This is a genomic window from Spirosoma knui, from assembly GCF_054780635.1.
Window position 1 is genome coordinate 158,452 of record NZ_BAAGVY010000011.1, and the last position, 19,402, is coordinate 177,853.

The 19,402-nt window shown below is 51.9% G+C and carries 20 protein-coding genes; 16 read left to right on the forward strand and 4 right to left on the reverse strand.

Annotated elements, in window-relative coordinates; all coding sequences use genetic code 11:
- Nucleotides 1–8 precede the first annotated feature (8 nt).
- From ACYVIY_RS21305 to ACYVIY_RS21320, 4 genes are all read left to right on the forward strand, one after another.
- Entirely contained in the window at nt 9–626 is a 618-nt protein-coding gene (locus ACYVIY_RS21305) for an RNA polymerase sigma factor (RefSeq protein ID WP_460978416.1), read from the forward strand.
- 17 nt (nt 627–643) lie between these two features.
- Entirely contained in the window at nt 644–970 is a 327-nt protein-coding gene (locus tag ACYVIY_RS21310; RefSeq protein ID WP_460978417.1) for a hypothetical protein, read from the forward strand.
- Nucleotides 967–1,392: a hypothetical protein gene (locus ACYVIY_RS21315; protein ID WP_460978418.1), complete on the forward strand. Its 426-nt coding sequence runs from the start codon at nt 967–969 to the stop codon at nt 1,390–1,392. The genes ACYVIY_RS21310 and ACYVIY_RS21315 overlap by 4 nt, the downstream gene beginning before the upstream one ends.
- A 61-nt stretch (nt 1,393–1,453) precedes the next feature.
- Nucleotides 1,454–1,675, forward strand: coding sequence for a hypothetical protein (locus ACYVIY_RS21320; protein WP_460978419.1), 222 nt, complete (start codon nt 1,454–1,456; stop codon nt 1,673–1,675).
- 68 nt (nt 1,676–1,743) lie between these two features.
- On the opposite strand, the gene ACYVIY_RS21325 is transcribed toward ACYVIY_RS21320, so the two are convergent.
- Complete coding sequence (locus ACYVIY_RS21325) at nt 1,744–3,276, reverse strand: SusD/RagB family nutrient-binding outer membrane lipoprotein (RefSeq protein ID WP_460978420.1); 1,533 nt, start codon at nt 3,274–3,276, stop codon at nt 1,744–1,746.
- Nucleotides 3,277–3,334: 58 nt separating this feature from the next.
- Nucleotides 3,335–6,559, reverse strand: a complete 3,225-nt coding sequence (locus ACYVIY_RS21330) for a SusC/RagA family TonB-linked outer membrane protein (protein WP_460978421.1) — start codon at nt 6,557–6,559, stop codon at nt 3,335–3,337.
- A 270-nt stretch (nt 6,560–6,829) separates the two neighbouring features.
- On the opposite strand from ACYVIY_RS21330, the gene ACYVIY_RS21335 reads away from it, so the two are divergent.
- From ACYVIY_RS21335 to ACYVIY_RS21345, 3 genes are all read left to right on the forward strand, one after another.
- Nucleotides 6,830–7,837 carry an ATP-grasp domain-containing protein gene (locus ACYVIY_RS21335; RefSeq protein ID WP_460978422.1) on the forward strand — a complete coding sequence of 336 codons (1,008 nt, stop codon included), beginning with the start codon at nt 6,830–6,832 and terminating at the stop codon, nt 7,835–7,837.
- Nucleotides 7,834–8,859, forward strand: a complete 1,026-nt coding sequence (locus ACYVIY_RS21340) for an LLM class flavin-dependent oxidoreductase (RefSeq protein WP_460978423.1) — start codon at nt 7,834–7,836, stop codon at nt 8,857–8,859. The genes ACYVIY_RS21335 and ACYVIY_RS21340 overlap by 4 nt, the downstream gene beginning before the upstream one ends.
- Nucleotides 8,860–8,956: 97 nt before the next feature.
- The gene (locus tag ACYVIY_RS21345; protein WP_460978424.1) at nt 8,957–10,117 is read left to right on the forward strand and encodes a methionine aminotransferase; all 1,161 of its coding nucleotides are present in this window, start codon (nt 8,957–8,959) and stop codon (nt 10,115–10,117) included.
- A gap of 193 nt (nt 10,118–10,310) precedes the next feature.
- Here ACYVIY_RS21345 and ACYVIY_RS21350 read toward each other — a convergent pair whose 3' ends face one another.
- Both ACYVIY_RS21350 and ACYVIY_RS21355 read right to left on the reverse strand, forming a co-directional pair.
- Nucleotides 10,311–10,694 carry a DUF3037 domain-containing protein gene (locus tag ACYVIY_RS21350; protein WP_460978425.1) on the reverse strand — a complete coding sequence of 128 codons (384 nt, stop codon included), beginning with the start codon at nt 10,692–10,694 and terminating at the stop codon, nt 10,311–10,313.
- The gene (locus ACYVIY_RS21355; protein ID WP_460978426.1) at nt 10,672–11,469 is read right to left on the reverse strand and encodes a HipA family kinase; all 798 of its coding nucleotides are present in this window, start codon (nt 11,467–11,469) and stop codon (nt 10,672–10,674) included. Before ACYVIY_RS21355 ends, ACYVIY_RS21350 begins: the two co-directional genes overlap by 23 nt.
- A gap of 277 nt (nt 11,470–11,746) precedes the next feature.
- On the opposite strand from ACYVIY_RS21355, the gene ACYVIY_RS21360 reads away from it, so the two are divergent.
- The 9 genes from ACYVIY_RS21360 (at nt 11,747) to ACYVIY_RS21400 (ending at nt 19,393) form a co-directional block, all read left to right on the forward strand.
- Nucleotides 11,747–12,553, forward strand: a complete 807-nt coding sequence (locus tag ACYVIY_RS21360; RefSeq protein WP_460978427.1) for a 3-keto-disaccharide hydrolase — start codon at nt 11,747–11,749, stop codon at nt 12,551–12,553.
- 328 nt (nt 12,554–12,881) lie between these two features.
- Nucleotides 12,882–13,442, forward strand: a complete 561-nt coding sequence (locus ACYVIY_RS21365; protein ID WP_460978428.1) for a cupin domain-containing protein — start codon at nt 12,882–12,884, stop codon at nt 13,440–13,442.
- A gap of 132 nt (nt 13,443–13,574) precedes the next feature.
- Nucleotides 13,575–13,967 carry a RidA family protein gene (locus tag ACYVIY_RS21370; protein ID WP_460978429.1) on the forward strand — a complete coding sequence of 131 codons (393 nt, stop codon included), beginning with the start codon at nt 13,575–13,577 and terminating at the stop codon, nt 13,965–13,967.
- A gap of 15 nt (nt 13,968–13,982) precedes the next feature.
- Nucleotides 13,983–14,657 carry a hemerythrin domain-containing protein gene (locus ACYVIY_RS21375; RefSeq protein WP_460978430.1) on the forward strand — a complete coding sequence of 225 codons (675 nt, stop codon included), beginning with the start codon at nt 13,983–13,985 and terminating at the stop codon, nt 14,655–14,657.
- A gap of 89 nt (nt 14,658–14,746) precedes the next feature.
- Complete coding sequence (locus tag ACYVIY_RS21380) at nt 14,747–15,592, forward strand: DUF6597 domain-containing transcriptional factor (protein WP_460978431.1); 846 nt, start codon at nt 14,747–14,749, stop codon at nt 15,590–15,592.
- A 104-nt stretch (nt 15,593–15,696) separates the two neighbouring features.
- Nucleotides 15,697–16,293, forward strand: coding sequence for a diheme cytochrome c-553 (locus ACYVIY_RS21385; RefSeq protein ID WP_460978432.1), 597 nt, complete (start codon nt 15,697–15,699; stop codon nt 16,291–16,293).
- Between the two features lie 87 nt (nt 16,294–16,380).
- Nucleotides 16,381–17,004: a YceI family protein gene (locus tag ACYVIY_RS21390; RefSeq protein WP_460978433.1), complete on the forward strand. Its 624-nt coding sequence runs from the start codon at nt 16,381–16,383 to the stop codon at nt 17,002–17,004.
- Between the two features lie 235 nt (nt 17,005–17,239).
- Entirely contained in the window at nt 17,240–18,313 is a 1,074-nt protein-coding gene (locus tag ACYVIY_RS21395) for a sensor histidine kinase (protein WP_460978434.1), read from the forward strand.
- Between the two features lie 54 nt (nt 18,314–18,367).
- A complete protein-coding gene (locus ACYVIY_RS21400; RefSeq protein ID WP_460978435.1) occupies nt 18,368–19,393 on the forward strand; it encodes a sensor histidine kinase in 1,026 nt (341 codons plus the stop codon).
- Nucleotides 19,394–19,402: the final 9 nt, after the last annotated feature.

Genomic DNA, 19,402 nt, shown 5'->3' on the forward strand with positions numbered 1-19,402 from the left:
AAACCGGCATGAACGTGACCCCTCTCCCTGTAGCAAAGTCCACTGAGAACCCCGATCGCGAATCGGCTCGTCAGCTCGGCGAAACCGTCCGGAAGGAGCGGGGGCGTTTGTTAGCGTTTATTCTCCGACGGCTCCCTGACCCCGACGAAGCCGAAGATTTGCTGCAGGATGTGTTTGTGGAACTCACCGAAGCGTATCAACTGGCGAAGCCCATTGAGCGGGTAGCATCGTGGTTGTTTGCCGTTGCCCGCAATAAAATCAGCGACTGGTACCGGCGCGATCGGTCAGCGGGCGGACGCACCGTCTCGCTGAATGGGCCTGATTATACCGATGACGACGAGGCTCCAGTGCTGGGCGAGTGGCTGGCCCTGGCCGACGACTCCGGACCCGAACGCACGTTTTTCCGGGATACGTTGCTGGAAGCGATCACCGAAGCCCTCGCTGAGTTGCCCGAAGAACAGCGGGACGTGTTTGTTCAGCACGAGTTCGAAGGCCGAAGTTTTAAGGACATGGCGGCTGAGTGGGACGTATCGGTCAGCACGTTACTATCCCGAAAACGATACGCGGTGCTGCATCTGCGCGAGCGATTACGCGACTTATATGAAGACTTTTTCAGCGAAAACTAACGACTAGACCAATAAACATGATGATCGTACAGGCAGTTGGTTTTGTGGTTCTTGGAGTCGGCTTATTTCTGCTGGCAGCCTACGTACTTACCTGGCTCTGGAATTGGCTCGTTCCTCTTTTCTTTAATGGTCCCCGATTGTGGTTCCTACAGGCGTTAGGGCTTCTGGTACTAGCCCACCTCCTGATTGGCCTCGGTGCCTGGCGCGGGGGGCGAAGATCTCATTATGGGTACGGACGGCATCAGTATTTGTATGAACATCGCCGACTCCGTCAAAAACCAGTTAAATACCGCATCAGGCCCCTTCAGAAAAAAACTGAACTACTTCAAACCCGTATCTTATGAAACGCTTCTGGATTCGCCGGGGTTTACGCTTTCTTGGCTTCGCTGTCCTCTTCGTCGGGTTCGCTGGCTTTGCCGTTATGGCGCTATGGAATGCGTTGCTACCCGACATTCTAGGGATTTCTGCCATTACGTTCTGGCAGGCTCTGGGTTTACTGGTATTAAGTCGGCTGTTGTTTGGCGGGGGGCGTGGCTTCGGCCCCGGCCGGTACGGGTTTCAGCGCGGCAACCACGACTGGCAAGGTGGCCCTGGCCGACGTGAGTGGAAGCAAAAAATGACCGAGCGCTGGCAACAGATGACACCTGAGCAGCGCGAACAGATGAAACAGCAATGGCGTAATCGTTGCAGTAGCTGGGGGCGTGGTCGTGGGTTCCCTCCGCGACCGGATAGCACGGGGCAAGGTGAGCCCACAACCGATGCGTAGCGTTACGTGTATGTAAACTTATGGCGCCAGGACTCGTTTACATCATAAACAACTTGACGCTATGAAAACGCTGATGATGAAGGGCGATTACCTGAGTAGTCGCCAGTTTGACAGTGAAGAAGTGAAAAACGAAAACCCGACTTCGCAACCACAGGCCAGCCACGAAACGCCCCCGGAGGAAGAAGATAACGCCGATGTAGAAAGCAATACGCTCGGTGGTACGTCGGATACAGGAGCCGGTCCAGCTGTCGGCGATGGGCAACCCGCAAAGCCGAATGAGTAAACCGTTTATAAAACACAAAAGCAGCCTACCTCAGGCTGCTTTTGTGTTTTTGCAGGATAAGTTTATGGTTACTGCTTGTCCCACCAAACGCGTGTGTCCAGGTTATCGGGACCCTGGCGGGTTAGTGCTTCGTTCAGTTTTGATAGGTTTACCGAAATCTCCTGATCAGGATAGCTTAACCGGCGAATAAAATCGCCTTTGATCTCCTTACCCGGATACGGGTTAGGGGTTAGCTTCGGAAAACCACTGCGCCGAAAGTTCGCAAACACTTCGGGTCCATTCAGCAGCGACGCTACCCAGTACTGCGTATTGATCAGTTCCAGGCCGTTGGCCGCTACGTATGGATTTTTCTGAAGATAGGTCGCAATGTTCGCGTCAGATACCAGCGCGCTGGCATCGTAATCGCCCAGTTGCTTCATGTGCGCCGTAACGCCTGCGTTGTAGAAGTCGGCGGCATTCCCCGTTGTCCAGCCCCGCTGAGCGGCTTCAGCCAGCAATAATTGGGTTTGGGCGTAGGTTACCAGAAAAGTCGGCGCGAACTGACTGCCCATCCGCGTCCGGTCTAGCTGCGAATAGTCGTAGAAACTCGCCAGCTTATCCGCGGTGGCGCGGGCCGTAATCGTTCCATTATCGTATCCTAGTGGCATACCGATCTGCACCGACGGGTCACGGTTCGCGCGGGCGGCTGTTTGCTCAGGACCACTTTTGGCACCAACGTACCGTACCGCGATCGATGCCAGACGAGGGTCGCCCGTCGACTTCAGGTAATCCACAAAATTACCCGTCAGGTAATAGTTGGCGGCTTCGGTCGAGTTCAGGGTACCACCAACCGGATTGGTGTAGTTGGCGTTGTTCCGAATCACGGCGTTATCGGCATTGGATTGCATCAGTCCACCGGCTACGGCCTTCTGCACAGTCGCCTGGGCCAGCGTAGGGTTCACCTTTGTCAGGCGCATACCTGCCCGGAGCAACAACGAATAGCCGAACCGCTGCCACTTCTGAACGTTCCCGCCGTAGATGACTTCACCGGCTTCGGTCGGTTTGGTGGCGTCTAAAGCCGCCGAGGCTTCGGTCAGTTCTTTAATGATGTCCGTATAAATACTTTCCTGGGTGTCGTATTTAGGCGTTGTGTTCCCGCTGATGTATCCAGTCCCGGCCTCGGTGTATGGCACATCGCCGTAGGTATCCGTCAGCACCATGAACGTGTAAGCTTTCCAGATACGCGTCATGTTGTAGAGATTGGTTCGGTTGGCGTCGCTTTTGGTTTGTTTCACCACATCGACCAGGTACCGAACTACGTTCTGGTAATACTGCCGCCAGATACCGCCGTTGCTGCCCGCGGGGCCACGGTTGTCGATGTTATAGTTGCCACCCGCCACAATTCCTGAGTTGGGGGTGAAAATCTGCTGAACAATCGCTTCTTCGAAGATCAGCGTAGAGCCCGGATAGGCCGTATTGACCATTGCGTTGTTCAGCTCAAAAAGCGGATTGATGGACGTAGCCGCCGTTGGATTGATATTGAGCTGATCGAAACCTTTGTCGCAACTGCTCATCCAGCCCAACACACAAATCAGCCCAAGCGTAAGTGTTATTTTTTTCATAAGTAAAATCGTTGGTGCCTGTAGTCACTGAACAAGCCGGTGACTACGGGCAATTCAGTTAGAATTTGACGTTCAGGTTGAAACCGATGCTTCGGGTGGTAGGTAAGCCGGTCGATTCCAGCCCAACCAGGTTGTCGGAGCTAAAGCCGAAAGATTCAGGGTCGATGTTTGGTACCCACTTCTTCAGAATCGCTACGTTGTTGGCTACCGCACTCAGACGAACGCCTTTGATGAACAGCGTTCTGGGTAGGAACCGGGTGAAATCGTACGACAACGTAATCTGGCGTAATTTCCAGAAACCGGCATCGTACGTAACCTGCTCACCGAGGCTTTTCGACCGGCCAACAGAGTAATAATCCTGTACGAATGCGCGAACAGAATTAGCTTCGCCTTTTTCGTTTACACCCACGCCGACCATTTTCTGGTCAGCTTCACCCCGGCCCACCAGCGTTTCCATTTGCAAACCATGGCGGAATGCGTTGAGGTTTGTACCGGAAATCATCTTTCCACCGAGTTTGAAGTCGATCAGGAAGGCGAGGTTGACACCTTTGTAGGTAAAGCTGTTGGTGATACCGCCAACGTATTTGGGTAGCGCCGAACCAAACGAGATCGGCGTTGGCGTCCGAACGGGCAGACCATCACCCCCGTGTACAATCCGACCCTGCGCGTCGCGAACATAGCCATACGTATACAACTGACCTAATTCCTGACCGACAACCTGACGAAGTTCACCCACGTAGATCCCGTCGCCGGTTTTGATCTGCTCGGCTCGACCGTCTTTGTTGTAATCTTTTTCCGGACTGCCATCATCGTCAGTCAATAAACGCAACAGCTTCGTTTTGTTGTAGGAGCCGTTCAGCGTTACGTCCCACGAGAAGGACGAGGTCCGAATAGGGGCCAGGTTAATTAACAACTCGACACCCCGGTTGCGGCTTTGTCCGCTGTTAATAAGCGTGCTGGTGTAGCCAGACGCATCAGATGATTGGGCGGATACGATTTGATCGCTGGTAATCTTGTTATAATACGTGAAATCGAGGCCAACCCGGTTGTTGAACAGCTTCAACTCCAGACCTACTTCAGCCTCGGCCGTCCGGCTTGGCTTTAAATTCGTACTTGGAATGGTGTTCGAGGTGATATTACCCAGTGGTTGGTTCTGCCCTGCCGGGTTAGGAAACAGGTTGGCGTTGACGGCGTAGAACAGGTTGTTTGAATACGGCGCTACGTCCCCGTCGCTGCCTACTTCGGCGTAGGCCGCCCGGATTTTACCGAAGTTCACCCAGGCTGGCAGGTTGTTGAACGCCTGAGAGAATACGAAGCTACCCGTCACGGATGGATACAGGATGCTGCGGTTGGCGGGAGAAAGGGTCGAGAACCAGTCGTTCCGCGCCGTGGCATTGATGTAAAGGAAGTCGTTGTACGAGAACTCTGCAGCCCCGTAGAGCGAGTTTACTTTACGCTCGCTCAAGCCAAAGGTTGGATCTTTTACCCGGCCGTTCTGGGGTACGTATAATCCGCGCACAATGAAATCAGTAGCCAGTACGCTGTTCACGTCACTCCGGCGGTAGAGCTGGTTGCCCCCCAGGTTCAGGTTGACACCAAACTTACCGAATTGCCGGTTGGCACCGATCAGGAAGTCTGCATTGACTTCGCGGAAGCGCCGAGCCTCCTGCACATACGCACCGTTGACGAATCCGGCCGGAGCCGCGGCCAGTGACGCCTGACCGGTGGGGAAGTTATAATCCTGATCGCGGGTCCAGAAATCCTGCCCAACGCGGCCCTGCAAATACAGCCAGTCGGTAAAGTTGTAACGAGCCGTGATGTTACCAAACAGACGGTCGCGCCGGATGTTCTCAAACTTGTTGTTCAAGACGAAATAGGGATTCGTGCGGTTCATGAACCGCGAATAGATGAACTCGTTGCCGGTAGCGGGGTTGATCTGATTGGCTTCGAGCACGTCGAACGGCATGGAGTTAGCCAGCGTATACACTACAGTTGGCGTACTGTTGTCCTGCTGGGCGATCTGAGGTGGGTTTTTGTTGTACTCGTTGGAGTAGTTGAGCGTACCCGTTACGTTCAGCTTCGGCGACAGGTTATAGCTGAAGCCGAGGTTAATCGTTTTCCGGTTGTACGTATTGTTTGGGGTAATACCCTTATTGTCGGTATTGGAAACCGAGAGATTAAAGCCACCTTTCTCGCTGCTCGACGAAACGGCAATCGAGTTCGTCCAGGTTGAACCGTCGCGGTAGAATTTATTGATTCGGTTGCGAACGGGCTCATAAGGCACCGTTACGCCCCCGAACAGAACCTGCGTCATGCCCGGCTGAAATTTCTCGCCGAAACTCCACACGCCCGACGTAGGGTTAGCCGCTGTCGGCCGGACGCCGTACTCGCCCTGGCCGTACTCGTACTGATAATCCGTGAAATCGAGCGGTCGGTCGGTAGTAAAGTTGGTGTTATACGTAACGCCGATTCCAGAACTGGCACCTTTGGTGCGGGTGGTAATCAGAATAGCGCCATCCTTAGCTCGTGAGCCGTAGAGAGCTGCTGCTGTACCCCCTTTCAGGATCGTCATCTGCTCAATATCGTCGGGGTTGATCGACGACAGCCCGTCGCCACCGTCCGAGTAGTTGCGGTCACGGCTGCCTATGGAGTTATCGCCACCCGTGTTGCCGTTATTCTGACCAAAGTTGGTGTTGTCGACGGGCACACCGTTGATCACGATGAGCGGGTTGTTCTGCCCAGAGAACGACGACTGGCCCCGAATCCGGATTTTACTCGTACCGGCGGCTCCCGTGCCGAGGCTGCTGATGTTCACGCCCGCAATTTTACCCTGGAGCGCGTTCACGAAATTAACTGTCCGGTTGGTTGTGATTTGGTCAGGCGATACGGTGGCCGTAGCGTAGCCCAGCGTTTTTGCTTCTTTCTTGATACCCAGGGCCGTAACGACTACCTCGTTCAGGCTCTGATTGGCCTCCTGAAGCGAAATGGTAAGCTGCGTGCGGTTTCCTACAGCAATTTCCTGACCGGCGAAACCAATGGCACTGACAACCAACGTAGCGTTTGGCGATACATTCAGCGAAAAGTCGCCATCGGCGCTCGTCGTAGTCCCGGTTTGGGTACCTTTAATAAGGATGTTCACACCCGGAATGGCCTGTTGGTCCTTGCTGGACGTAACGCGCCCCGTAATGCGACGTTCCTGCGCCTGAGCCGTGGTAGCGATCAGACAGACTGCCCACAGCAGTAGACCAATCACGACAGTCCGTACTCGTACAAATTGTTTCATTTGGCTGGTAAGGTTAGTTAAGTACTCAATTATTTAAATAAAACAAAATATTCTACGCTTATTAATAGCCCAAAGATATATACTCATCCGTTTTTACCTATGCGTATCTATAAGTTCGTAAAATTTATAGAAAGCAGGTCGCTAAAACGTTGTTAAGCAGTGTAATTCTTAATTGTACTCGACAGTGATAAAGGCTCTATAAGCGATATAGCGTTATTTTTGTAAAGCTGACCGCTATCCGTCAGCGTCATGAACGACTCATTAACAACTATGTCTGATACACAGAAGCCAATTGGCGTTTATTATGAGCACCCTGAGTGGTTTAAGCCGCTGTTTGCCGAGCTGGATCGTCGGGGATTAGCTTACGAGAAAATTGACGCAGCACATCATCAGTATGATCCCTCGGAAACCGAAAGTCCGTATTCGCTGGTCGTCAACCGCATGAGTTCGTCGGCTTACCTGCGGGGGCATGTGCAGGGCATTTTTCATACCGCCGGGTATCTGACGCACTTGGAGCGTATCGGTCGCTCCGGCCGGTCCGCCGGAACGGCACCGGTTCGGGTTATCAACGGAACTGTGGCAACCAGCATCGAAACGAACAAGGCCCGCCAGTTAGCCCTATTGTCGTCGCTTGGACTGAGTTACCCCAAATCGCGGGTGGTGAACCACGTATCACAGATTCAATCGGCGGCTGCGCAACTACGTTTTCCGCTGGTCGTAAAAGTGAACATTGGTGGAGCCGGTGCGGGCATCATTCGTTTCGATACGCCTGAAGGCTTGCAACTGGCCATTGAAACGAACCAGATTGATTTAGGTATTGACTATACCGCCCTGGTTCAGGAGTATGTGAAGCCGAGCGGTGGTCATATCGTGCGGGTGGAAACGCTGGGTGGGAAGTTTCTCTATGCCATGAAGGTGTTTACTACGGGCGAGAGCTTTAACCTGTGTCCAGCCGAGATTTGTGCCATTCCCGAACAACCGGAAGCTGATTTCTGCCTCACTGAAGCCCCCAAGAAAGGTATACAGGTAGAAGCATATACACCTCCAGCGGAGATCATTGCCGATGTCGAGCGTATTGTGAAAGCGGCTCAGATCGACGTAGGCGGGATTGAGTACCTGATTGACGAACGTAACGGCGATATCCTGTACTACGACATCAACGCCTTGTCGAACTTCGTGGCTGATGCGGTGAACGTAGTTGGATTCGATCCGTACGCACGCTTTGTCGATTACCTGGAAACGCAGCTCGAACTGGTTCAACAAACAGAAACTGTATGAAATTTGGCTATTGGTTGCCCGTGTTTGGCGGCTGGCTCCGCAACGTCGAGGACGAAAACATGCAGGCCGACTGGAATTACGTCAAGAAATTGGCGCAACGCAGTGAGGAGTTGGGTTATGACCTGACGCTTATTGCCGAGTTGAATCTCAATGACATCAAGGGTGAAGAAGCGCCTTCGCTCGATGCCTGGTCGACGGCGGCTGCATTGGCGGCTGTCACCGAACGTATTGAGTTGATGGTAGCCGTTCGCCCGACTTTTCACTCGCCGGCTTTACTGGCAAAGCAAGCCGCTAACATCGACCACATCAGTGGAGGACGGTTAACGCTGAACGTAGTGTCGTCGTGGTGGCAGGATGAAGCCCGGAAGTACGGCGTTCATTTCGAGCAACATGATGATCGATATGCGCGTACGGCCGAGTGGTTACACATCGTGGACAACCTATGGAAGCAGGATCACTTCTCGTTCGAGGGAAAATATTACCGCGTCAGTGATTCGATTTTACAGCCGAAACCGATTTCGCAGCCTCGCCCGTTCATCTATGCCGGTGGCGAGTCGGAGGCCGCGAAAAACCTGATTGCCGAAAAATGCGATGGGTACGTCATGCATGGTGATGATCCGGAAGCCATTGGTCGGCGGATCAACGACCTCCGCGAACGACGTGAGCGATTCGGTCTGCCACCCATGAAATTCGGCGTAGCAGCTTATTCAATCGTTCGGAATACCGAACAGGAGGTGAAACAGGAAATCGCTCGTATTACCGACGTAAACGGATTTGCCGCAGGTTACAAGAACTACCAGCAGTGGTTAGCAGGTACCCAGTTGGAAAAGAAGCCATCGCTGGAAGATTATTCGGTATCCAATCGTGGGTTACGGTCTGGTCTGGTCGGTACGCCCGATCAGGTAGCCGAGCGTGTAGCCGCTTTTGAAGCCGTTGGTGTTGACTTCATGCTGTTGCAGTGCAGCCCACAGCTTGAAGAGATGGAGCGTTTCTCCGAAGCGGTTATCCGGGTCATGGTTTAATAGAGTTTATTAATAGTGTTAAGCTTTTTGTCATTCCTCCTACGTCAGAATGACAAAAGTGTTAGGTTAATCAACTTGACTAAGGCTTACCCCACATATGAATAGCACACCCGCAACGCGTCTTGCATCGAAGTTACCAGCCGTCGGCACCACCATTTTCACCGTCATGTCGAAGCTGGCGACTGAGGTGGGAGCTATTAACTTGTCGCAGGGCTTTCCGGGTTTCGACTGTTCGCCTGAACTAGTTTCGTTGGTGGAGCGATACCTGCGGAAAGGCTTCAACCAGTACGCGCCAATGGCGGGTGTTCCGGCCTTACGCGAAGCGTTGGCGCAGAAAACGGCTGATCTATACAACGTCAACTACGATCCTGAAACGGAGATCACCGTTACGTCCGGCGCTACCGAAGCCATTTTTGCGGCTATAGCGGCTGTGGTTCGGCCGGGTGATGAAGTGCTTGTGTTTGAACCCGCCTACGATAGTTATGTACCCGCCATTGAATTGAACGGTGGTGTGCCGGTATACGTAACGTTAACCCCGCCTGATTATACCATTGATTGGCAGGTCGTTGAGCAGAAGATTACCGATAAGACGCGGATGATTCTGGTCAACACACCGCACAATCCAACCGGCCATGTCTGGACCACTGATGATCTGGCCCAACTGGCTGCCCTCGTTCGCGACAGAGACATCTGGATCATGAGCGATGAGGTTTACGAACACATTTTATTCGACGGACGGGTACACCATTCGCTGATGACGCACCCCGAATTGCGTGAACGGACGTTTGTAGTTGGATCGTTTGGTAAAACGTTTCACATCACCGGCTGGAAGATTGGTTACTGCCTGGCTCCGGCTGAATTAACCACTGAATTTCGTAAAGTTCACCAGTACCTTACGTTCAGCACCGTTACGCCCATTCAGTACGCGCTGGCAGATTATCTGCAACAGCCCGATCATTACTTACGGTTACCCGACTTTTACCAGCGCAAGCGGGATCTGTTTCTCGCCGGTCTTCAGAATTCCCGTTTTACCTTCAAACCAGCTGAGGGGAGTTTCTTTCAAACCGTCTCCTATACAAACATTACCGACGAACCTGACTACGATCTGGCCTTACGACTGACGCATGAAATCGGCGTAGCCTCTATTCCTGTCTCGGTGTTTTACAATCAGAAAAACGATTACAAAATCCTGCGCTTCTGCTTCGCCAAAGATGATGCTGTCTTGCAGGAAGCCGCCGAGCGATTGAGCCGACTTTAATACTTATTCGGAATAGTGGATAATTTATTGATGGCTTTATTGTCCCGAGTGTTTTATAGTAGTTTTTGTCATCTCGAGCTTGCGAGGGATCTTCTGTAACAGAAATCTTTGCAGCCTCATCCGAAGATCCCTCGCAAGCTCGAGATGACAAAACTTTACTTGTTCAGGCTTAGAAGGCTACACATTATACCCATCAACCGACCAACTGCTCATACAACCGTGATAGCGTTTCGGTAGCATCGGTACACAGTCCGGCGTGAACGGGCGAGGTTTGCACGATGGTACTGCGGGTAGCTGTCAACCACCGAAAACGTCCGGCTGTGGGTAGCTGACCAATGGGTCCGCCTTCTCTACGTCCGGCACAAATTCGTTCGAAGGCCCGAAGCCGCTCCCGAAGCTCCTCCATATCTACATCCGGTGAAAACGCCCGAAGCCGCTCTTCGGGTAACGCATAGACCGTTTTCAGGAAACCTTGCGTAGAGCAATAAACAATAACGCCGACGTTGAGAAACTCTTCTCGCTCAACGCGCGGCACAACCCGAATCACGGCGTATTCAAACAAGTGCTTTTCTGGCATGTTGGGCTTCCTTGACAAAGACGTCCGACGCAGCAAGGCGCGTCTCTAAAAATTGGGCATAAACCTGCCGCAGTTCATTCGCCGACTCAGAAGAGGGCTCTGCGGTCAGCCATTCGTCGGGAACCAGCGACACGATGGATTGGATACGTTCGGGCGTAAGTAGCTGTTTATATTCCGCGTCGACGGCATCGAGTTCGGTGGCTCGGGGTAGCAAAACATGATCTTTTACCTGCGCAAACGGCCGCTTCGCCTGCTCCTGCCAGGGCTGACCCGTATGATGAAAATACAGCGATGCTCCGTGGTCGATCAGCCAGAGCTCTTTATGCCAGCTGAGCATGTTCGTGTTGCGTGCCGTGCGGTCAACATTCGTAATGAGACAGTCGAGCCAGACAATCTGCGAAGCGAGCTTTGCATCGATACTGGTCACGAGTGGATCGAACGTAATGGCCCCCGACAGGTAGTGAAGAGCTAAATTCAGACCGGTGCTGGCACGTAGCAAATCCTGTATTTCTTCGTCGGGCTCGGTACGTCCGAAGGCCTCATCCAGATTCGCAAACACCAACTCGGGTATGCGCAGGCCAAGCGTACGGGCCAACTCGCCCGAAATGAGTTCGGCAATCAACGCCTTTGTACCCTGACCGGCTCCCCGAAATTTCAGGACGTACAAAAAATCGTCGTCTGCTTCAACAATGGCCGGTAAGGAGCCACCTTCGCGCAGTGGGGTAACGTAGCGCGTTACGTTGACAGTTCGGAGTTCAGGTTGGCGATCACTCACAAGTACGTAATTGGTGATAATTCTTAATCAAGCCTTAAAAAAACACTGATGCGTGACTTATGTTCGAGCAGGCTCACTGGTATATTGCAAAATCAGCGCCTGACCAACGCATTTGCATAAACGTTTTTCTCGGTTATGCATCCAGAAACAGGCCGCTTGTTGCACTTCGGATAGTAGACTTGAAATCGCTCATTCTTTGTTTAAAAAAGAACTGAATACCGCAATTGTCTATCTTTGGACGTTTTACCCGCGAATTTAATAACCCTCAATTATTACCATGAAAAACGTGATGCTTTCGCGTGCTTTTTCCCTAAGCCTGTTAGGTGTAGCTATGGTTCAGGTGGCCATGGCTCAGCCTGAACCCGCCAAACAAAATCCCCAGTCAAGCGAAATATGGGAACCTGTTCCTCCGGTTATTACGCCGGGTAATACTGGACCGACCGCTACGGGTCCGACCGCTCCGTCTGATGCTATCGTGCTTTTCGATGGCAAAAACACCGACGAGTGGGTTGCTATTAAAGGATATGCGCCCGCGAACTGGGAAAAAACCAACGAAGGTCCGCTGAAGTGGCCGGTTCAGGATGGTGTCCTGTATTCGACCAAAGGCTTTTCAGCGCGCTCGAAGCGGGAGTTTAACGACTTTCAACTGCACATTGAATTCAAAACGCCCGAAAAGGTAGAGGGCACCAGCCAGGGCCGCGGAAACAGCGGCATTTTCTTGCAGGGACGTTATGAGTTGCAGGTGCTGGACAACTACAACAACCCAACTTACGTGAATGGTATGGTGGGCTCGATTTACAAGCAGGCAATCCCCCTGGCTAACCCAAGCCGCAAACCCGGCGAGTGGCAAACCTACGATATCATCTACCAAGCACCGAAGTTCAACAAAGCCGGTTTGATGACGGACTATGCCTACGTAACGGTGCTGTTGAACGGGGTGCTGGTGCAGAACCACACCGCCATTCGTGGAACAACCGAGTACATCGGCTACCCCAAAGTACAGCCTCACGGAGCTGGTCCAATCCTGCTTCAGGATCACGGTAATCCGGTTGGTTTCCGCAACATCTGGATTCGGGATCTGTAAACCGTTGTTATTAATCAGTTTGCTAGTGAGGTAGCCGTATAGAGGACTACCGTTTGGCCAGCGAACAAACGAGCTAAAATAGCTTTGTTTGTTCGCTGGCTGTTTTTTTAGGGTAACGCGACTAACCACGAAAGCGCATTCATACTCACATCGCCCGAATGCATTCGTCTGGCGGCTTCAGTACCGATAAGTGCCGCTTTAGTCAGTTCGGTATGGCTAATCGCTTCTGATTGGGTACAACTTTGGGCTATCAACGTCGGAACATTAATCTGCGATGGGTTAATCCAATCCGCTCGTTTTCCAGCATCTAGTTTTAACCAACAAGCTCATGCAGACCACAAAGACGGCCCGTACCATTATCAACCCTATTCTGAAAGACGAAGTTGTTTTTCTGGAAACCAGCCGCGAAAGCAATGATTACCACACGTTGGTAGAGGTTACATTATCCGCCGGGGGCGGCAACCCCCTGCATTACCACGACGACTTCGCTGAAGAATTTACCTGTCTGGAAGGCGAGTTGAGCCTTCAGGTCGGTAATCAGATCCTACGACTCAACCCCGGTGAGAGCGCCACCGCGCCCATCGGTAGTAAACACCGGTTCTTCAACCAGAGCAGTCAGTCGTGCCGTTTTCAGTGCCGGATCGCTCCGGGCTGCCCAGGTTTCGAGCAGACGCTTCAGATTACGTACGGACTGGCGCGCGATGGTCAGTCCAATGCGCAGGGTATGCCCAAGAGTTTGTATGCTCTGGGCTACACGGTTATGATTAGTGGCACCTACCTGACCGGCTGGATGGCGGTGATGCAGCCTCTACTGAACTGGCTGGGTCGTCAGGCCATTAAAAAAGGCATAGCTGCTGAACTGCAACGCCGATACTGCACCATCTGGTAAAGGAACCGTAAATTTTTCCTCGATTCGGCGTCTGTCGCATTTCTTCAATACTGGGCGTATCGCTTGCTCTACTTTTGTCCAGGCGTTCGGAAAGCGCTTAACGACAAATATCTCTCTTAAAAACTAAGAACAATGCAAAAATCAATGATCAACCCCTGGCAGTGGCAAGACCAGTTAGGGTACGCCCAGGCCGTTGAAGTATCACAGTCAACTCACACACTCTACTGCGCCGGGCAGGCCGCAATGGACGCCGAAGGCCGCCCCGTTTCCGCGGACATGAGCGAGCAAATCAAGCTAAGCTTCGACAATCTGGAAACGGTATTGACGCAGGCCGGCTATGCGATAGCCAACGTAGTACGGCTCAATTTTTACACCACTTCAGTCGCGGAATTCTTTGCTGCCTATGGGCAGGTACTGGCTCGGGTGAGTACAGCGAATGGAGTACCCGCTGGTACGCTTGTAGAAGTGAAGGCTTTGGCATTTCCGGAGCTTATGGTCGAAATTGAAGCGATAGCCGTTAAATAAATCTCTCTAAAAATCATGCAGGAGCAACGCTATAACGTGTTTAATCAGATTCACAAAGGGTTACGGAGTATGCTGTATGATACAGCACTTCGATTGCAGCGCACCGACTTCGGGCAGTCCGACGAAGCGAACGCAGCCGTTGAGCAACTCGAACAGATACTCCATTTGTTCGATGAGCACGCCGAAAATGAAGATCAGTTCATTCTGCCGCATATCCGGAAGCATAACGCGCAGCTTATCGACGAACTCGAAAGCGATCATGAGATCGACCACCGCCTGACGCAGACCCTTTTCGGCCATATTCAGGAATGGAAAACCGCCGACCGTACGGCACAGAAAGAAGCGATTGGGCAACGTATCTTTTTTGCCTTCAACGAGTTTATCGCTTTTAACCTGTACCACATGAACAAGGAGGAGAACGTATTGATGTACCTGCTCTGGACGCATTATACCGATGCGGAAATCCGGCAGATGGAAGGCGGGATTCTCCAATCGATTCCCCCGCAAACGTTGCTGATCGAGAGCCGCTGGATGATGCGCTCAATTAACAACAAGGAAGTGGTCGGGTGGCTCTCGGGCGTAAAACAGGGTGCCCCAGCGGAGGTATTTAACCAGTTCCTACAACTGGCTGAAGACGAGTTGCCTGCCGACCGGCTGACTAAAGTTCGTACCTCGTTAGCGCTTGCATGACCGTTTGCGCAGATGTCGCTTTTTTTCAATATAAGCCAGTAGAGTCGTTTTACTTTTACGTACCATTCACAACGTGCTACTGAACACTAATGAACACGAGTTATCAGGAATTTAAGCCTTCTGCGGCACTCCAACCTTTTGTTGAGTGCTACTGGCTGCACCATTTCAAGACCAGCGGTCAGGAAGAATCACCCGTCCAGCGCTGTCTGCCGTTTGGAACCCTGGAGCTTATCATCCATTTAGACGATAACCGCGCCCATGTGTGTTTCAACGACACCTGGCATAAACTTCCCCAGGCGTTTTTTGCAGGGCTTTATCAGGATGCAGTGCACTGGAAGTCAATAGGAACGGTACGTAAGTTCGGGATTCAGCTCAAACCCGAATGCCTGCCTCAGCTGTTTAAAGTACCAGTAGCGTCGCTGTTCAACAACTTTACCGATTTGGAAAGCCTGTTCGGTAAGAACATCAACCGGCTGGTGGAGGACGTATATGGGAGAGAGGATATTAACCAGGTGGTCAGAATGGCCGAGTCGTTTTTGCTGGCACAGCTCCGGAACGTAAGCAACGAACGGAACTACGTATTCGAGGCATCGCGCCTGATCCGGGAGTCGAAAGGCAGTCTGTCTATTGAAGCGCTAAGCGAACATTTGTTTATCAGCAAGCGCCAGCTGGAGCGTAGTTTTAAGGACAACTACGGCACTACGCCTAAGATGTATCAGCGTATCATTCGCTTTCGGAACGCGTTTGAAGCTTTGCAGGAAAAGCCAATTACGCCTAACTGGCTGGATGTTTCGTATAGTTTTGGTTACTCCGATCAGGCGCACTTCATCCGTGACTTCAGGCAGTTTGCCAGTGACGCGCCGACCTCGGTGTTCCAGAAAAATGCCCACTATTACCGGACACCCAGCAAGCAACTGATCAGGATGCACGCCTGAGCCATATCTCTTTTTCTTTCCGTTTAATTCATGAAGTACGGTACGCCAGGCTAACGCAAGTGTACCGCAGGGAACCCCTTTTACTAAAAAACAACAATTGCAACATGACGAAATGGATGTATCTGGCGGCTACGGCCGCCATCGGGCTAACGTGTGCCTTTACAATTCCCCAGAACACACCGAAACAGGTGAGCCATCCGGGTCCGGTCCGGAAGTACGCCCATCAGGACCCTATGATCAAACGCGGAGAGTACCTGGTCACGATTATGGGCTGCGCCGATTGCCATGCGCCCAAAAAGATTACTCCACAGGGGCCGGCCCCCGATATGGACCGCTTTTTATCGGGCTACAACAGCGCCGAGCCGTTGGGCGATTACGATAAGAACCTGGTCAAAACCGGCCAATGGATAGTATTCAACGGGCAGAACACGGCTTTTATGGGTCCCTGGGGCGTATCGTTTGCCGCTAACCTGACACCCGACGCAACGGGTATTGGCAACTGGTCGTTCGAGCAGTTTAACAAGGCCATGCGGAAAGGAAAGTTTAAGGGATTAGACAATAGTCGGCCTTTGCTACCGCCCATGCCGTGGCCGAACTACACCAATATGGCAGATGCCGACATGAAGGCGGTGTTCGCCTACCTGAAATCGCTCAAGCCCGTGAATAACGCCGTGCCTGCCAACATTCCACCTGCTCCCTGATACGTAGTGTTCATGGGTGAAAGGCAAACAGTCCTCTAGTCATATAAATCAAAACCTCTTTTTAATCATGGCAATACGCCAAATTTTATGAAAAACGTAACCCTGTTTAGTGCCATTGCTTTAGCAACATTATTGTGGAATTGTAAACACGACCCGGTCGATCCTACGGTTGATGCCTATAAACTGGATGATAAAAAGTCAGTAGCGGAATGGAAAGGCAGCCTGCGTACCGGTTATTTTAACGAAGGTGCGATTACGGTAAAAAGCGATCAGTTGCTGGTACAAGACGGCAAGGTGACCGGTGGGTCGTTTACCATTCCGGTTTCGTCGATCGTTAACTTCAACCTGCCCACCGAAGAGGTGAAAGAGCAGTTGATCCACCATCTGCAAAGTGCTGATTTTTTCAATATGGCTTTGCATCCCAACATTACGTATGCCATTACCAGCATTACGCCCTATACCGGCAAGGAGGGCGTTGCCGGAGCGAATTACCAGGTGAACGGAGAACTGACGATGCTGGGCAAGACGAATGCCGTAGCTTTTCCGGCCAAAATTCAGGTGGAAAACGGCCAGTTGTCGGTTGAGGCAACACTCGAAGTTGACCGAACCAAGTGGGGCATAAACTACGCTACCGATCCTGAGCTGCCCGACGAAGGGTACATCATGCCTGCCATTGGAATCCACCTGAAACTGGCCGGTAATAAACAGTAGATGAGGCTAACGTAACAGCCGCCTAACGCTGACTTCGCCGGTCGAGTGTTGGGCGGCTGTTACGTTTATGGGCTGATTCTGTGGCAGATCAGTGCGGTGTTGTTTCAGGAATAGACCGCCTACTAAAGCGGCTATCAATTTAAGATATGTTCATTGGGCCACTCAGGAATAATTGTGGATATTCGTAGTTGTCGTCAACCGTACAGACTGAAACCAGTCGGTTTTCATCAAGCTTATGGCTCAATTGTTTCGCCGGTCGTTTCAAGGCCTTTCGCTCAGGCTACCGACCCAGAGTATCTGGATTTTGCTCGGCCTGGTGTCCTGGACGGTTCCGCTGGGGAACTACGTTTGGCTCGGCGACCGCTATTTTTCCGACTGGCGCGTGTTCCTGATCGCGTCGGCGAACTCCTATACGGTTTGCACCCTTCTCCTGGTGCTTCAAACAGCCATAATCCAGCGGATTATGAAGCGGTACCCGGAGTTATCTCAAACGCCGTTGCGGATGGTACTCGAATTTCCGGTGTTCTTCGTTCTGACGCTGGCTACTTCGGTCATCTCGTTCGTTGTATACAGCTTCATTCCGTTTTTCAATTTCGAAGCGTCCCACACCAGTAAGGTCATTATTTTCTGGATAGGAGCAGGCTCAAACATCATTTCTCTGTGCATGTACGAACTGTACTATACGCTGACGAAGTGGCGGGAGAACAGCATAGCCACCGAAATGTACAAGCAGGAAGCCTTACTGAACCAGCTCAACGTATTGAAAACGCAGGTTAATCCGCACTTTTTGTTCAACAGCCTGAATTCGCTGATTACCCTGATCGGCGATAACCCAAAACAGGCCGAGGTATTTGTGGAGGAACTGAGTTCGGTATACCGGTATATTCTTCGGGCCAATGAGCAGGACTTGACTCAATTGGATACCGAGCTGGACTTTATTCACTCCTACGCGCATCTGCTTAAAACGCGGTACGGTGCGGGGTTTCGACTGGTTACGCATATTGATCCTCAGTTCAGTCGGTACCAGCTTCCCTCACTGACGCTGCAACTGCTGGTCGAGAACGCCGTCAAGCATAACGTCGTGATGGCCAGCAAGCCGCTGACCGTAGAGATTCGCACCGATGAATTGGCCAATTTGCACGTAATCAATAACCTCCAGCAGAAAAAACACGGCGTCATTTCCAACGGTGTAGGGCTTACCAACATCATCACTAAATACGAAATGCTGGGCCAGCCTCAACCTATCGTGCGCGAAGAAGCCGGGCAGTTCAGAGTGGCCCTGCCGCTGATGCCGGCTCAACCGCTTTAGAGATCAATACGGACGAAAGCATACCATGAAAAAGCGTTCATTTTATCTTGCCTTATGAAACAGTGGGCCAAATTCGATCGCTACGATGTGCTGATCTACCTGCTCAATTATCCGGCATTGATCATTGCCAACTACGTGATTTTCGGAGCGGTGTATTTTCAGGATCGGTCGTTGTTTGTACCCACCACCCTGATTGCCAACGCCTGGGGGCTGTTTGTATTTGTGACGCTGACGATGTGGATGAAGTACATGCGATTCCGTTACGGTGCGCCCGATGAGTTTGGTCAGCGGCTGCTGTACTCCATGCTGGGATACGTCTTCGTTCTGATGTCCGTGATTTTAGTGATCTACTGGACGTATGACCAGTTGGGTTATCCCTATAAACCGGAGACCATCCCCTGGGTACTGATGATTGGCTTTGTCACGAACGTTACGTCGGCGGGGAGTCACGAGTCCATCTTTACGTACAATCAGTTGCGGGAAAGCACCCGGCGCGAGTATGAGTTGAAGCAATTGCACATGCAGCAACAGATGGACGTATTGAAGCAGCAGGTCAATCCGCACTTTCTGTTCAATAGCCTCAACTCGCTGATTGCGCTGATCAGCGAAAACCCCCAGCAGGCCGAAACGTTCGCCGAAGAGCTGAGCTCAGTGTATCGTTACGTGCTTCGGGCCAACGAGCAGAATCTAACCGATCTGGATACCGAACTGGAATTCATTCGCTCCTACGCGCATCTGCTGCGTACACGCTATGGCGATGGCTTTCGCCTGGTTACGCAGATCGGCAAACAGTTTGGCCGCTATCAGCTTCCGTCGCTAACGCTGCAACTGTTGGTCGAGAACGCCGTCAAGCATAACGTCGTGATGGCCAGCAGGCCATTGACGGTCGAGATTCGGACCGATGGGCTGGCTAATCTGTACGTACGTAATAACCTTCAGCAGAAAAAACAGGGCGTCGTGTCCAATGGCGTCGGATTAAACAATATCATTGCTAAATACGAGATGCTGGGTCAGCCTCGCCCGACAGTACGTGAAGAAGCCGGTCAGTTTGTGGTGGCGCTTCCGCTTATTACAGCCTGAATGCGTAAA

Excerpts from the sequence above, each read along its gene's own strand:
- ACYVIY_RS21305 (WP_460978416.1), top strand. The coding sequence starts at position 9 with ATGAACGTGACCCCTCTCCCTGTAGCAAAGTCCACTGAGAACCCCGAT.
- ACYVIY_RS21310 (WP_460978417.1), top strand. The coding sequence starts at position 644 with ATGATGATCGTACAGGCAGTTGGTTTTGTGGTTCTTGGAGTCGGCTTA.
- ACYVIY_RS21315 (WP_460978418.1), top strand. The coding sequence starts at position 967 with ATGAAACGCTTCTGGATTCGCCGGGGTTTACGCTTTCTTGGCTTCGCT.
- ACYVIY_RS21320 (WP_460978419.1), top strand. The coding sequence starts at position 1,454 with ATGAAAACGCTGATGATGAAGGGCGATTACCTGAGTAGTCGCCAGTTT.
- ACYVIY_RS21325 (WP_460978420.1), bottom strand. The coding sequence starts at position 3,276 with ATGAAAAAAATAACACTTACGCTTGGGCTGATTTGTGTGTTGGGCTGG.
- ACYVIY_RS21330 (WP_460978421.1), bottom strand. The coding sequence starts at position 6,559 with ATGAAACAATTTGTACGAGTACGGACTGTCGTGATTGGTCTACTGCTG.
- ACYVIY_RS21335 (WP_460978422.1), top strand. The coding sequence starts at position 6,830 with ATGTCTGATACACAGAAGCCAATTGGCGTTTATTATGAGCACCCTGAG.
- ACYVIY_RS21340 (WP_460978423.1), top strand. The coding sequence starts at position 7,834 with ATGAAATTTGGCTATTGGTTGCCCGTGTTTGGCGGCTGGCTCCGCAAC.
- ACYVIY_RS21345 (WP_460978424.1), top strand. The coding sequence starts at position 8,957 with ATGAATAGCACACCCGCAACGCGTCTTGCATCGAAGTTACCAGCCGTC.
- ACYVIY_RS21350 (WP_460978425.1), bottom strand. The coding sequence starts at position 10,694 with ATGCCAGAAAAGCACTTGTTTGAATACGCCGTGATTCGGGTTGTGCCG.
- ACYVIY_RS21360 (WP_460978427.1), top strand. The coding sequence starts at position 11,747 with ATGAAAAACGTGATGCTTTCGCGTGCTTTTTCCCTAAGCCTGTTAGGT.
- ACYVIY_RS21365 (WP_460978428.1), top strand. The coding sequence starts at position 12,882 with ATGCAGACCACAAAGACGGCCCGTACCATTATCAACCCTATTCTGAAA.
- ACYVIY_RS21370 (WP_460978429.1), top strand. The coding sequence starts at position 13,575 with ATGCAAAAATCAATGATCAACCCCTGGCAGTGGCAAGACCAGTTAGGG.
- ACYVIY_RS21375 (WP_460978430.1), top strand. The coding sequence starts at position 13,983 with ATGCAGGAGCAACGCTATAACGTGTTTAATCAGATTCACAAAGGGTTA.
- ACYVIY_RS21380 (WP_460978431.1), top strand. The coding sequence starts at position 14,747 with ATGAACACGAGTTATCAGGAATTTAAGCCTTCTGCGGCACTCCAACCT.
- ACYVIY_RS21385 (WP_460978432.1), top strand. The coding sequence starts at position 15,697 with ATGACGAAATGGATGTATCTGGCGGCTACGGCCGCCATCGGGCTAACG.
- ACYVIY_RS21390 (WP_460978433.1), top strand. The coding sequence starts at position 16,381 with ATGAAAAACGTAACCCTGTTTAGTGCCATTGCTTTAGCAACATTATTG.
- ACYVIY_RS21395 (WP_460978434.1), top strand. The coding sequence starts at position 17,240 with ATGGCTCAATTGTTTCGCCGGTCGTTTCAAGGCCTTTCGCTCAGGCTA.
- ACYVIY_RS21400 (WP_460978435.1), top strand. The coding sequence starts at position 18,368 with ATGAAACAGTGGGCCAAATTCGATCGCTACGATGTGCTGATCTACCTG.